This is a genomic window from Lentzea sp. NBRC 105346 (assembly GCF_030269605.1).
In the GTDB taxonomy this organism is placed as follows: Bacteria; Actinomycetota; Actinomycetes; order Mycobacteriales; family Pseudonocardiaceae; genus Lentzea.
Genome location: NZ_BSTQ01000002.1, coordinates 273,789 through 287,200, shown reverse-complemented (window position 1 = coordinate 287,200; position 13,412 = coordinate 273,789). Strand labels below are relative to the sequence as shown.

12 protein-coding genes are annotated in these 13,412 nt (G+C 67.4%); 4 read left to right on the top strand and 8 right to left on the bottom strand.

The annotated features are described in order from the left end of the window. Positions 1-8 precede the first annotated feature (8 nt). Positions 9-1,235 (top strand): threonine ammonia-lyase IlvA, encoded by a 1,227-nt coding sequence (gene ilvA, locus QSK35_RS05645; RefSeq protein ID WP_285742959.1) that lies wholly within the window; start codon positions 9-11, stop codon positions 1,233-1,235. Positions 1,236-1,367: 132 nt separating this feature from the next. Here ilvA and QSK35_RS05640 read toward each other — a convergent pair whose 3' ends face one another. Both QSK35_RS05640 and QSK35_RS05635 read right to left on the bottom strand, forming a co-directional pair. Next, positions 1,368-2,015, bottom strand: a complete 648-nt coding sequence (locus QSK35_RS05640) for a DUF4360 domain-containing protein (RefSeq protein ID WP_285742957.1) — start codon at positions 2,013-2,015, stop codon at positions 1,368-1,370. Positions 2,016-2,071: 56 nt separating this feature from the next. Beyond that, a complete protein-coding gene (locus tag QSK35_RS05635) occupies positions 2,072-2,695 on the bottom strand; it encodes a DUF4360 domain-containing protein (protein WP_285742955.1) in 624 nt (207 codons plus the stop codon). A gap of 306 nt (positions 2,696-3,001) precedes the next feature. Between QSK35_RS05635 and QSK35_RS05630 the strand changes: the two genes are divergently transcribed. Beyond that, on the top strand, positions 3,002-4,150 hold the full coding sequence (locus QSK35_RS05630; RefSeq protein WP_285742953.1) for a DUF2341 domain-containing protein: 1,149 nt from the start codon (positions 3,002-3,004) through the stop codon (positions 4,148-4,150). 77 nt (positions 4,151-4,227) lie between these two features. After that, a complete protein-coding gene (locus tag QSK35_RS05625) occupies positions 4,228-4,479 on the top strand; it encodes a mycoredoxin (RefSeq protein ID WP_285742951.1) in 252 nt (83 codons plus the stop codon). Here the strand turns inward: QSK35_RS05625 and QSK35_RS05620 are convergent. From QSK35_RS05620 to QSK35_RS05600, 5 genes are all read right to left on the bottom strand, one after another. Further along, the gene (locus tag QSK35_RS05620) at positions 4,457-5,302 is read right to left on the bottom strand and encodes an LLM class flavin-dependent oxidoreductase (protein ID WP_285742949.1); all 846 of its coding nucleotides are present in this window, start codon (positions 5,300-5,302) and stop codon (positions 4,457-4,459) included. The genes QSK35_RS05625 and QSK35_RS05620 overlap by 23 nt on opposite strands. 104 nt (positions 5,303-5,406) lie before the next feature. Further along, positions 5,407-6,273 carry a chitinase gene (locus QSK35_RS05615; protein WP_285743597.1) on the bottom strand — a complete coding sequence of 289 codons (867 nt, stop codon included), beginning with the start codon at positions 6,271-6,273 and terminating at the stop codon, positions 5,407-5,409. 189 nt (positions 6,274-6,462) lie between these two features. After that, positions 6,463-7,443: a PQQ-dependent sugar dehydrogenase gene (locus QSK35_RS05610; protein ID WP_285742947.1), complete on the bottom strand. Its 981-nt coding sequence runs from the start codon at positions 7,441-7,443 to the stop codon at positions 6,463-6,465. A gap of 74 nt (positions 7,444-7,517) precedes the next feature. Next, on the bottom strand, positions 7,518-7,907 hold the full coding sequence (locus QSK35_RS05605) for a VOC family protein (protein ID WP_285742946.1): 390 nt from the start codon (positions 7,905-7,907) through the stop codon (positions 7,518-7,520). A gap of 9 nt (positions 7,908-7,916) precedes the next feature. Next, positions 7,917-9,185, bottom strand: a complete 1,269-nt coding sequence (locus QSK35_RS05600) for a BNR-4 repeat-containing protein (RefSeq protein ID WP_285742945.1) — start codon at positions 9,183-9,185, stop codon at positions 7,917-7,919. Here QSK35_RS05600 and QSK35_RS05595 point away from each other — a divergent pair. Further along, the gene (locus QSK35_RS05595) at positions 9,145-12,444 is read left to right on the top strand and encodes a GH92 family glycosyl hydrolase (RefSeq protein WP_502881624.1); all 3,300 of its coding nucleotides are present in this window, start codon (positions 9,145-9,147) and stop codon (positions 12,442-12,444) included. The two genes, QSK35_RS05600 and QSK35_RS05595, sit on opposite strands and share 41 nt — an antisense overlap. Here the strand turns inward: QSK35_RS05595 and QSK35_RS05590 are convergent. Beyond that, positions 12,436-13,344 (bottom strand): pseudouridine synthase, encoded by a 909-nt coding sequence (locus QSK35_RS05590; protein WP_285742943.1) that lies wholly within the window; start codon positions 13,342-13,344, stop codon positions 12,436-12,438. The two genes, QSK35_RS05595 and QSK35_RS05590, sit on opposite strands and share 9 nt — an antisense overlap. Positions 13,345-13,412: the final 68 nt, after the last annotated feature.

Here is a 13,412-nt window from a genome sequence, read left to right as displayed (position 1 = left end):
GCCTGGCCATGTTCGTCGAAGAGGTGGCCTCGGCCGCCGCCCGCCTCGCCGGCGTGGCCCGCACGACCCCGCTCGAGGTCAACCAGCGCCTGTCCGAGGCGACCGGCGCCCGCGTGTGGCTGAAACGCGAGGACCTGCAGGTCGGCCGGTCCTACAAGCTGCGTGGCGCCTACAACCTGCTGTCCCAGGCGGCGCCGGAGTCGGCCGTGTGCGCCTCGGCGGGCAACCACGGTCAGGGCATGGCGTACGCGTGCCGCCGCCTGGGCATTCCGGGCCGTGTGCACGTCCCGTCGACCACTCCCCGCCAGAAGCGCGAGCGCATCGCCGCGCTGGGCCGCGACATGGTCGAGCTCATCGTGGACGGTGACACCTACGACGACGCCGCCCACCTGGCCGCCGCCTATGCGGAGTCCTCGGGGGCGACGCTGGTGCCCGCGTTCGACGACCCGCGGACCATCGCGGGCCAGGGCACGGTCGGCCTGGAGATCGTCCAGCAGCTCGGCGGCGCACCGGACGTCGTGATCGTCCCGGTGGGCGGCGGCGGTCTGCTGGCTGGCGTCGGCAGCTGGTTCGCGGCCATGTACCCGTCGGTCCGGTTGGTCGGCGTCGAACCCGCGGGTGCAGCGTCGATGATCGCCGCGCTCAACGCCGGCTCACCCGTCGTACTGCCCGATGTGGACACCTTCGTCGACGGCGCCGCCGTGCGCCGGGCCGGCGACGTGACGTTCCCGCTCGTGCGCTCGTGCGGCGCGGACCTGGTGACCGTGCCCGAGGGACAGGTCTGCACGGAAATGCTCGACCTGTACCAGGTGGACGGCGTGATCGCCGAGCCCGCCGGGGCACTGGCGTCGGCCGCGCTGCTGTCGGAGATCGAGGTGGCCCCGGACTCGACGGTCGTGTGCCTGCTGTCCGGTGGCAACAACGACGTGTCGCGCTACGCCGAGGTCGTCGAGCGGTCCCTCGTGCACCGCGGCCTGAAGCACTACTTCCTGGTGGAGTTCCCGCAGGAGCCGGGCGCGCTGCGGCGGTTCCTCGACGACGTGCTCGGTCCCGACGACGACATCGTGCTGTTCGAGTACATCAAGCGGGACAACCGGGAGACCGGCGCCGCCCTGGTGGGCATCGAGATCTCGCGCCGCGAGGACTACGACGCACTGTGGGGCCGGATGAAGGGCTCGCCGCTCAAGATCCAGCTCGTCGCTCCGGGCACGACGGCGTACCGCTTCCTGATCTGAGCTGAGTCCTTACTTGGGCACGACGGGAAGCCGCCCCGCGAGTGCGGAGCGGCTTCCCTTCCCAAGCACTGAGGCGGAGCCTCGCCGGTGCACTGCCCACGAGGGCGGAGGCAGTCCACTACCGGACGAGAATCAGGGCTTGGGTGGCGGACAGGTCTTCCACGCGAAGTGGTAGGTGGTCTCGATCGACCCGTCCGTGGAGTCCATCGAGATGAAGCTGGTCGTCTTCTTGGGGTCCGAGGTCCCCGCGTTGACGCGCAGCTCGGTGTTGATGTTGAAGTTCCGCTTCTCCCCGCAGGGGTGGTACACGATCGACGCGACGTCGGTCGTGTCGGTGGCCTGCCAGTCGTCGACCAGCGGTCCCTTGTAGGGGTGCTGGGTATACGCGGTCTCGGACATTCCCTGGAAGTAGTAGTTCGCGCGCTGCAAAGCCGACGCGCCCTTTTCCAGCGAGGCGAAGCCGCGGTAGTCGGTCGACGCGATGCCGTACGTGAAGCCGGACGGCGCGTTGATCCGGAGGTTCAACTGACAGTTCTTGCGGAAATCTGTGGGTTTCGAGCCCACGCCGACCTGTGCCAGGAACTCGCTGTAGGTCACCGTGAACGCCTTGTTGTCCGGAGACACCGCAACCGCGGCGGTTCCCGCTCTGCAGCCGGAACCGTTGACCGTGACGATGTCGATGGTGAAGTGATCCGGCGGCGGAGTGGTGCCCGGTGATCCGCCGGGAGGAATGATGATCGTCGACATCGCCAGGGCGGCAGCAGCCACGGAATTGAGCATGAGGCACCTTTCCGACTAGTTGTGAAACGTCGGCGGCGGTATTCAGCAAGAAGTTGTCAGCAACGCTTCCAGGAGAAGTGGTACTTCGTGCTCACGCTGCTGTCGGTGGAATCCATGGTCATGAAGCTCGTGGCGTGCTTCGCCGAGCCGGCGTTGACGCGGAGTTCGGTGTTGATGTTCAGGTGACGCCGCTCGCCGCACGGCGCGTAGACGATGGCCGCGACGTCGGACTTGTCCGTGGCCTGCCAGTCATCGCTGAGGGGGCCGTTGAACGAGTGCGACCGGCTGGCCGTCTGCGACATTCCCTGGAAGTAGTAGTTGCCCTTTTCGGTGCCGCTCGCGCCTGCCAGCAGATGGGCGAACCCTCTGTAGTCGGCCTGGGCTATGCCGAATGTGAAGCCCTGTGGGTAGCCGACCCTGATGTTGAGCTGGCAGTTCTTGCGGAAGTCGGTGGGGCCGGTGCCGGCGCCGGCCTGAGCCAGATATTGGCTGTACGTCACCGTGAAGGCCGTGCGGTCGTCCGCCGACGCGACGGCGGCGGTTCCGGCCGGGCATCCGGAGCCGTTGACGGTGACGACGTCGATCGTAATGTAGTCGGGAACGTCGTCCCCGGCCGCAACCGCGTTAGAAGGAATGATTGACGCCAGGGCAAGGGCGGCAGCCGCCACCGTATTCAGCATGGCAAGCCTTTCTCTCCGTGTTGGTACACGGCGGCGGGAATCCGACGATATCGTAAGGGGTCTTGACGAAGGGCCGCCGAATGGGTGACTTGCTTCGTTTTGTAACCAATTTATATCGAGCAGGGCTAAATGCATGATCGCGCCATCGATCATGGTGTGACCATGCTCGTGTATCGGTCGGAGGATTGACCTGACGATTGCCTGACGATCGAGTCAGGTTAGGCCGAACGAGTGAAGCGGGCGTGACAGGCAACAAGGTTTCCAGTAGGCAGAAGGGGCGCCGCCGCACTGACGACGAGGGGTTTCATGCACAACTCGAGGCGCACGCTCGCGGCCGTCGCCGCCATGTCCGTCGGACTCTCGTTCCTCACTCCGGGAGCACAGGGAGCACAAGGAGCGCAGGGAGCACGGCCGGCCGGTTGGAGCCAGACGAAGAAGATCGTGCTCGACACCTCCGCCGCCGGTGCGAACGTCGGGGCCGACGTCCCGGGCTTCCCCGTGCCGGTGCGGCTCGACGCGACGAACTTCGACTTCTCCCAGGCGAAACCGGATGGTTCGGACATCCGCTTCACCGGCACGGGCAACACGCCCCTGCCGTACGAGATCGAACGGTGGGACGCCGCCGCCAAACAGGCCTCGATCTGGGTGAAGACGGACGTCAAGGGCAACAACGCCGGCCAGCACATCACGATGCTGTACGGAAACCCCGAGGCGAAGTCGGAGAGCGACGGCAGCAAGGTCTTCGACCCCAAGGACGGCTGGATCACCGCGCACCACCTCGCCGAGACGGGCGGCGGCCAGTACCGCGACTCCACGGGCAACGGCGCGCACGGCAAGGGCGTCAACATCACCGGCGACGCCACCGCGCCCGGCCGCGTCGGACCGGCCCTCAAGCTGGACCGCAACAAGAGCGAGTACGTCCTGTTGGACGGCAGCGACACGAGCAAACTGTTCAACCCGTTGCCCGCCAAGGGGACGTTCTCCATCTGGAGCAACGCGCGCAGCCACCCGAAGGACTACATCGCGATGTTCTCCAAGGGGGAGAGCGGTTTCCGCATCCACTACTTCGGCGCGGGACCGCAGACCGAACCGTGCATCGACGTCGCGAACTACGACTGGTGCCCGCTGCCGGACGGGCCGTTCACCAAGGTGGACAACAACAAGTGGTACCACTTCGTCTTCGTGCTGGACAAGCCGAACGCCTGGTACTACATCAACGGCAAGCTCGAGGTCACCAAGCAGGACACCGGCGCCTGGAAGACCACCGGCACCGAGCCCGTGACGATCGGGAACAACGAGAAGACGCCCGGCAGCAATTCCCGCAAGCGGTCGTTCGACGGGATGCTCGACGAAGCGCGGATCCTCGGCGTTCCCAAGGACAAGAACTGGGCGAAGCTCGACTTCGAGTCGCAGAAGCCCGGCGGGACGTTCGTGAAAATCGGCAAGCGGAAGTGACGTAGCCCTCACTCAGGCATACCGAAGTGTGACGGAACGTTGGAACGGATGACCCGTTCGTGAGAAGGAGTGCCCCGATGGCCACTGCACCGGCCACCCTCACCGTTTACTCGACCACCTGGTGCGGTTACTGCCGCATCCTGAAGAACCAGCTGGACCGCGAGGGCATCGAGTACGTCGAGGTCGACCTCGACGAGATCCCGAACGCCGCTGAGTTCGTGATGAGTGTGAACGGCGGGAACCGGACCGTGCCGACCGTGCACTTCCCGAACGGCACGGCCCTGACGAACCCGTCGCTGACCCAGGTCAAGGAGCAGCTGGCGGCCTGACGGCAGCCACTTCCTCGACGATCGACTGGGGCCCGGACCACAGGCCCTCCAGACGCGGCCACGGCACGGCGATCTCGGTGAACCCGAGGTCGCCCGCCCGGCCGGCGAAGTCCAGGAAACACTCCACACTGGACAGTGCGTACACCGGCGCCGGATCGGTCTGCAGCAACCGTTGCACGCCCGGCGCCTCGAACCGACCGGCGATCGAAGCGACGCCCTCCCACCACTCGTCGAGGGTCGAAGCGGAGAGCGGCCCAGCCGTGATCCACCCGGCACCGTGCCGCGCGGCCACCTCCATCGCGCCCGGCCCGTCCGCCGCCACCACGAACGGAACCCGCGGCCGCTGCACGCATCCGGGCACGTTCCGCGCGCCGACGGCCTCGTAGTACTCGCCGCGCCACGTCACGTCGTCCTCGCGCAGCAACAGGTCCAGCAGCTCGACGAACTCCGCGAACCGCTTCCCCCGGTGCCGCACGTTCTGGTCGCCGGTCACCCGCGCGTCGTACCCGCGTCCGCCCGACCCGAGCCCGACGGTGAACCGTCCGCCGGACACGTCGTCCAGCCCGATCACGTCACGCGCGAACGAGACCGGATGCCGGATGTTCGGCGACGACACCAGCGTGCCGAGCCGGATCCGCGACGTCACCGAGGCTGCCAGCCCCAACGTGGGCAGCGCGCCGTACCAGGGCGTGTCCAGCAACGCGGTGAACCCGATGTGGTCGAACGTCCAGGCCTGGTCGAACCCCAGCTCGTCGGCCGCGCGCCACCGCGCCCTGGCCTCGTTCCACGGGTATTCCGGCAGAATCGTGATTCCAACACGCATGCTGTGCATCCGAACAGCCATCATGTTCCAAGTCAACCGCTTTGACGTCACGCGGGAGCCCCGCGATGCATGACATGCATCGCGGGGCTCCCGCGTGACTGAAATCAGCAGTACAGGTTGCCGCCCGGCGAGACGCCGAGGAGCGACGTGAACTGCTGGTACTTCGACACCCGGCTCTGGACCTGACCGGGGTTGCCGCCGTTGCACTCGAGCGACCCGTTGATCGACCGGATCGTCTCGCCGAACCCGCGCTGGTTCACCATGGCGTTGTGCGGCGTCATGGAACCCGGCCCGCGCTGGGTGTTCCAGTACCAGAGGCCCGTCTTCCACGCGACCGCCGCGTCGGTCTGCACCAGCGAGGGGTTGGTGAGCAACGGCAGCCCGAGCGCGTCACCCGCCGCCTTGTAGTTGAAGTTCCAGCTCAGCTGGATCGGCCCGCGGCCGTAGTACTTGTCGTGCCCGGCGGGGCAGCCATAGGGCTGGCCGCGGTCGCAGTAGTGCGGGTAGTTCGCCGTGTTCTGCTCGACGACGTGCACCAGCCCGCCGGTCTCGTGGCTGACGTTCGCCAGGAACGCCGCCGCCTCCTGCTTCTTCACCGTGTCGCTGCCGGTCTTGGCGAAACCGGGGTACGCGCTGAGCGCGGCGACGAGCCCGTTGTAGGTGTAGAACCTGTTGCGGCTCGGGAACATCTGGTTGAACTGCGCCTCGCTGACCACGAACCCGCCGGGAGCGGGACCGGGGCCGGGACCGGGAGGCGGGGTGGTTCCGTTGCAGGTGTGCGGATCCCAGTACCAGGTGCTGACCGTCGGGTCGTAGCCGGGATTGTCGTGCTCGGCGATGTAGAACTTGCCGTCGGTGTACTTCACGACGTTGCCCGTGTAGTACTGCTTGCCCGCCACGAAGCTCGGGTAGTCGCACGCGGCGGCGGACGCAGTGGACAGGGGGATCACTGCGGCCAGCGCGCTCGTCACGACGGCAGCGGCCAGTGCGGCCACGATTCGCGTTCTCACGAAAGAAACTCCTCAGCTCAGGACGCTCTGCGGAGGTAACTTTCGTTACGAAACCGGGCGATGGTCTAGACCGCGCAAGGGAATCTAGGTGTTTCCGCGAGAACGCTGTCCGGGTTCGGACAGCGTTCTCGACCGTTCGGCAGTACGGCTTCAGCCGTCGGTACGCAGGACCCTGTCGTCGTCCTTTCGAGGCGTCCCGCCGTTGCCGTCTCGGTTCGTCGTGGTGACCCACAACTTCCCGTCCGGCGCCGCGACGACCGTGCGCAGCCGCCCGTAGGTGCCCTTGAACGTCGCGGCCGGCTTGCCGGCCGTGCCGTCCGCCTTCAGCGGCACCTTCCACAGCCGCTCACCGCGCAACGCCGCCACGTACACGGTGTTCTTGTAGATCGCGACCCCGCTCGGCGATGCCTGATCGACCGCCCAGGTCACCAGGGGCTTGGTGTACTTGGGGTTGCCGCACGTCCCCTCGCACTCGGGCCACCCGTAGTTCTTGCCCGCCTCGATCCGGTTGAGCTCGTCGAACTCCTGCTGCCCGAGCTCGGAGGCGTACATCCGTTTCTGCGCGTCCCAGGCGAATCCCTGGACGTTGCGGTGGCCGTAGCTGTAGACGAGTGAGTTGAAGGGGTTGCCCGGCGCGGGTTTCCCGTCCGCGGTCATGCGCAGGATCTTGCCGCCCAACGAGTTCAGGTCCTGCGCGCTGTCGCCGTTGGTCGCGTCACCGGTGCTCGCGTAGAGGAACCCGTCCGGGCCGAACGCGAGCCGGCCGCCGATCTGCACGGACGCCAGCGGGATTCCGGTGACGATCGGTTCGACCGTGCCGCCGAGCTTCAGCCGGCCGATGCGGTTGTCCTCGGAACCGGAGTAGTAGACGTAGATGTACTTGTCGGTGGCATAGGTGGGGGAGACGGCGAGACCGAGGAGACCGCTTTCGCTACCGGTCTCCACGGCGACCTTGCCGACCTCTTTGACGGTCGTGCCCTTGATCGACAGGATGCGCCCGGTCCGCTCGGTGACGAGTGCGGTCTTGTCGGGCAGGAACGCCATGCCCCACGGGACTTCGAGCTTCTTCGCGACCGTTGTGACGGCCGCGCCCGCCGGCTGTGCCGTGACCACCAAGAGAACCGTGATCATGGCCCAGCACCAACGGAGCTTCATGTGCCCTCCCATGTGCCGAAAGGAATCGGCGGCGGGGCGGCACTCTCACATTACTGGCTCTGTCCACTTCCGTAGGGCCGCGTGATGATCTCCAGGTTGTGCCCGCCGGGCTCGTCGAAGTACACGCCGCGGCCGCCGTCGTTGGTGTTGATCTCGCCCGGCTGGGAGTGGAACGGGTCGGCCCAGTACTCGAGCCCGCGCTCCCGGATGCGGCCGAAGATCTCGTCGAACTCCTGCTCGCTCACCAGGAACGCGTAGTGCTGCGCCCGGACCGGCCCGTCCGTCGAGAGGTAGTCCAGCGACACGTCGTTGGACACCTCCACGACGGAGAACGGGCCGTAGCGCACGGGCTCGGGGAGCCCGAAGAGCTCAGTCAGGAAGCGGGCGGATTCCTGCTGGTCCTTGACCCACACGATGGTGTGGTTGAGCTGGATGGCCATACCTCATTTCTAATCCCTGACCGCGAAGATCGGCCACTTGGCCGTGTGGTTCGTCTTGCGCGTCTCGTAGTCGATCGTGCTGGCGATGACGCTGATCCCAGGGGAGACCCGGTTCTCCACGAAGTCCGCGTAGAACGTGGTGTCCGCCCCGGACGCGTAGGGAACCGTCAGATCCCACTTCGCGGCGGCCGCCGAGCCGGGCGTCCACGTCTTCGAGATCAGCCGCTTGCGGTCGGCGGTGGCGTAGACGAACTCGACCCCGTTGCCGACGATCGCGATGTCCTTGAACAGCGACGTGCTGGAATCCACGGTCGTCGACGTCCACGCGTTGTTCGCGAAGTGCGCGAGCACGATCTTGGCGCTGGTCTTGGTGTGCACGCCGTACCCGAGCACCACGGTGCCGTCGGGCAGCCGCACGGCCACCGGGTTCTCCTCGGGCAGCGCCTTGCCCTCGGGCAGGTCCAACGGGTTGGTCGTGACGACCCGCGTCTGCTGCAGCTCGGCCGGTTCGACGCCCGCGCCGAGCGACGCGCCGCCGATGGTGTGCATCGTCGAGTCGCTGGTGTCGTAGTAGCCGGCGTAGATGTTCTTGCCGCCGCCGTTGTGTCCCTTCGGGCCACCGTGCTGCGACCACGTCAGGTAGATCCGGTTCGCGCTGCGCGTCACGCCGAACGCGTACACCTCGGCGTACCTGTCGGCGGTCTTGCCCGAGTCGATGACGGTCTTCGGCGCCGACCAGGTCTTGCCGGAGTCCGTGGACTTGATCACCCGGTAGACGCGGTACGGGTAGGAGATCTCGGTGTTCTGGCTGTAGAAGACGTGGATCGTGTTGCCGTCGACGACGGGCTCCGGGTAGGCGGTCCGGTCCGAGCTGATCACGCGCGCGGACCACGTGCCGGTGATCGAGTGGGCCGTGGGCGCGGTGTAGAAGTGCAGGTTCTTGCCGTGCGTGGCCTGGAAGACCGCCAGCCTGCCGTCGGCGAGCTGGGTGAGCACGGGGTAGTCGTGGTAGGCGTTGTCGTGCGTCAGGTTCAGCGTCGCGACCTTGACCGCCGCGCTCCACGTGTTCGTGGTGTGGTCGAACGCCTTGATGTAGATGTCGTGCTTCGTACCGGAGTACGTCGCGAACGTCTTCTTGGCGGTCGCGTCGTAGACGCCCGCGCCGTTGGTGCGCAGGCAGCCGTAGACGGATGCGGTGGTGACGGTGTCGATCGTCGCCGCTTGAGCAGGGGTTGCGGTGCAGAGAAGCAAGAGCAGTGCGCTGAGGACCACGCGCATCGCCGACCTCCGGAGGTATCCGCGGCGGCGGCGTGCACACAATACTGGGTTCATGCGGATACTGCTCGTAGCCGGACTCGTGACCGCGCTCGCCGTACCTGCTGTCGCACTGGGGGATGAGGATCCGTCGGCTCTGGTGAACCCCTTCGTGGGCACCCAGAACTTCGGGAACACATTCCCCGGCGCGTCAGTGCCGTTCGGAATGGTGCAGGTCAGCCCAGACACCGGCGGCCAAGGCGGGTACGACTACCAACAGAACACCATCTACGGGTTCAGCCAGACGCACCTGTCCGGTGTGGGCTGTGGCGTGATGGGCGAGCTCCCGATCATGCCGACGACCGGGAATGTCGACAACGTTGACATCAACGCCTACAAGTCGCCTTACTCCCATCAGGACGAAACCGCCTCGCCCGGTTACTACCGGGTCGGACTGTCCCGGTACGGGGTGAACGCCGAGCTCACCGCCACGAAGCGGACCAGCTGGCAGCGGTACGCCTTCCCGGCGTCCGGTGCGGCGAACGTCCTGTTCAACACGGGTAAGTCGAACCAGACCGTGCTCGACTCCGAGATCCACGTCGTGGGGGACCGGACGGTCGAGGGACGCGTGCGCGCGGGCCGGTTTTGCGCGGGGCGCGACGAGCACACGGTGTTCTTCAGCGCCACGTTCGACCGGCCGTTCACCGCGTTCGGCTCGTGGCGCGGGAACGTGGCCACGCCGGGTTCGCGCGACGCCGCGGGCACCGGCGGGAACGGCGCCTGGGTGACGTTCGACGCGTCGGCCGACTCCGACGTCGTGGTGAAGCTCGGCCTGTCCTACACCGGCGTCGAGGGCGCGCGGGCGAACCTCGCTGCGGAGGCGCCGTCGTTCGACTTCGACGCGACGCTGGCGCAGGCGCGTGAGACCTGGCGGAAGCAGCTTGGCGCGGTGAAGATCACCGGCGGGTCGCGCGAGCGGCAGTCGGCGTTCTACACGGCGCTGTACCACTCGGTGCTGCACCCGAACCTCGCCGGTGACGTGGACGGCCGCTACCGCGGGTTCGACGGCGCCGTGCACCAGGCCGCGGGATACACGCCGTACCAGAACTTCTCGCTGTGGGACACCTACCGGCCGCAGAACCAGCTTTTGGAAATGCTCGAACCGCAGGTGGCGCGCGACGTCGCGCTGTCGGTCGTCGCGAGTGGACGCGACGGCGGCTGGCTGCCGCGGTGGGCACTGGCCAACAGCGAGACCAACATCATGACCGGCGACCCGGTGACACCGTTCCTCGTCGAGGCGTGGTCGAAGGGGCTGCTGAGCGGGCACGAACGCGAGACGTACGACCTGTTGCGCAAGAACGCCGTGTCGGTGCCACCCGCTGACTCGCCGTACAACGGCCGGGCCGGTGTGCCGTTCTACAACGACCGCGGGTACATCCCGTCCGGGCTCAAGCGCGGGACGGACTGCGCGCACAAGGGCGGCGACAACGACTGCGTGCACCCCGCGTCGGCCACGCAGGAGTACGCCGCTGCGGACGCCGCGCTGGCGTTGATGGCTCGCGGGCTCGGTTTCCGGGAAGACGCGCGGATGTTCGCCGACCGCGGCCAGTGGTACCGCAACCTGTGGGACTCCTCGCTCAAGCAGTTCCGGCCGCGCACGGCCGAGGGGACGTTCCTGTCGCCGTACAACCCGGTCGACGCCTCGCACCAGTTCCATGAGGGCGGCGCGTACCAGTACCAGTGGCTGGTGCCGCAGGACCCGGCCGGGCTGGTGTCGCTGATGGGTGGCCGCAAGGAGACCGAGAAACGCCTCGACTCGTTCTTCGTTTACGACAAGCTGCTGACCGACCCGGCGGGCACCGCCCGCAAGGACTGGATCACCGATCCGTACGACTACTACGGCAAGCCGACCTACAACCCGAACAACGAGCCGGACCTGCACGCGCCCTACGTGTACCTGTGGGCCGGGGCGCCGGCCAAGACCGCGACCGTGGTGCGGGCGGCGATGACGTTGTTCACCACCGGGCCGGACGGCATGACGGGCAACGACGACCTCGGCACGATGTCGGCCTGGTACGTCTTCTCGTCGCTCGGCATCTATCCGACGGTCTCGGGAGCGAACTTCTTCGCCCTGTCGTCGCCCCAGTTCCAGTCCGCCACCGTCCAGATCGGACGATACGGGAGTCAGGGTGGTGCGCTGACGATCACCGCGGCCGGGGTGTCGGACACCAATCGGTACGTGCGCGGTGTCTCGTTCAACAACCGTGACGTGCGCAAGACCTGGCTGGACTGGACCACCCTCGCACGCGGCGGCAGGCTCACCTACCAGGTCGGCGCCGAGCCGTCCGCGTGGGGAACCGGCCGCGGGGACGAGCCGCCTTCGGTGAACGACGGCCGCCCGGACAGCCGCAGGCACCTCGACGCGTCGCTGCGTCAGTCTTCCGTCGTGGTGCCGACGTCGTCGGATGCCCAGACGGTCACGCTGCCGCTGGACGTGCTGGCGCAGACGCCGGGCGCGATGCCGGTGTCTCCTGCCGTGACGGTTCCGGACGGCTGGAAGGCCAGCGGTGCCACGCCGTTCGTCATCACCTCACGCCACCTGCCGGTGCAGAAGACCGTGCCGCTGGTGGTGACCGTGCCCGCCGGGACGGCGCCGGGGAAGTACCCGGTGTCCGTGGTGGTGAAGGGATCCTCGAACACCGTGACCCGTCCCGCGACCGTCGAGGTGCGACCCGCCGCGCTGTGCGTGCAGTCCGAGTGCCCGGTCGACCTGACGCCCGAACGCAACCACGACGGAACGGCCACTGTGGACGCACCGGCGTCCGGGAACTTCGACGGGCAGGGCTGGAGCTACGACGGCGCCCTGCTGCCGCCCGCGGGCACGGTCGTGTGGAACGGCGTCAGGTACGCGACGCCCGATCCCCTCGGCACGGCACCGAACTTCGTCCAGGCACAGGGACAGGGCCTGCTGTTGCCGTCCGGTTCCCACAAGGCGTTGAACATCGTCGGGTCGTCCTACAACGGCCCGGTGTCGACGGCGCTGACCGTCTGGTACACCGACGGCACGTCGCTGGAGGTCCCGGTGACCGTCGGCGACTGGGCGGGCTCCGGGTCGAGCGTCGTGCTGGAGATGCCGCACCGCATCAAGGCGGGCAAGGGCATCGACACACCGCCGGTCCGCCTGTTCGGTGCGGCGATTCCTCTAGATGGGAGCAAGACCGTGCGTTCGCTGACGTTGCCGAACGATCCGAGGGTGCAGCTTTATGCGATCACTTTAGGTTGACCAGGCCGCGAGCGAGCGCCGGCTCTCGAACCGCCGGCGCTCGCCCGTGACCGGATCGGTGAACTCCAGCACCTTCGCCAGCAGCTGCAGGGGTTTGCTGAAGTCGTCCAGCGGTTGCTCTCTCAGCTCCGGGTAGAAGTCGTCGTTGATGATCGGCACGCCCAGCCGCGCCATGTGCAGGCGCAGCTGGTGCGTGCGGCCCGTCAGCGGGTGCAGCCGGTACCGGCCCAGGCCGTCCCGGTGTTCCACCAGTGACACCTCGGACACGGCGTTCGGCTCACCGTCGACCTCCTGGGCCGCGATGACGCCCTTCTCCTTGATGATCCGGCTCTCGACCCGTTGCGGCAGTTCGAGCGCGGGGTCGTACGGCGCGATCGCCTCGTACTCCTTGTGCACCAGCCGGTCCTTGAACATCAGCTGGTACTTGCCTCTTCGTTCAGGGTTGATCACGAACAGGATCAGGCCCGCCGTGACGCGATCGAGGCGGTGCGCAGGTATGAGGGTCGGTAGGTCGAGCTGGTGGCGCAGCTTGACGAGCGCGGTTTCCAGGACGTGTTTGCCGCGCGGGATCGTGGCGAGGAAGTGCGGTTTGTCGGCCACGAGGATGTCGTCGTCGCGGTGCACGATGCCGATCTCGAACGGGACCGGGACCTCGTCGGGCAGGTCGCGGTGGAACCAGAGGTACGACTCGGGTGCGTAGGGCGCGTCCGGCTCGACCGGGCCGTCGGCGTTGTAGATGCGGCCTTCCCGCAGCAGCATGTCGATCCGGTCCGGTGACACGCGCGGGAGGCGTTCGACGAGGTGATCCCGGATGGTGGGCCACGGCCCTTCGGGCAGGCGCAGGCGCGCCGGGTCCAGCCCGTGCCGCTGCGGCAACGGCGCCTTCGGCCTCCGCCTCATCCCACCCACCCTGTTCTTCGTGACCTCAAGTCGCGAGGGCGACCCTCACGAGCCTAACTGTTTGGAAA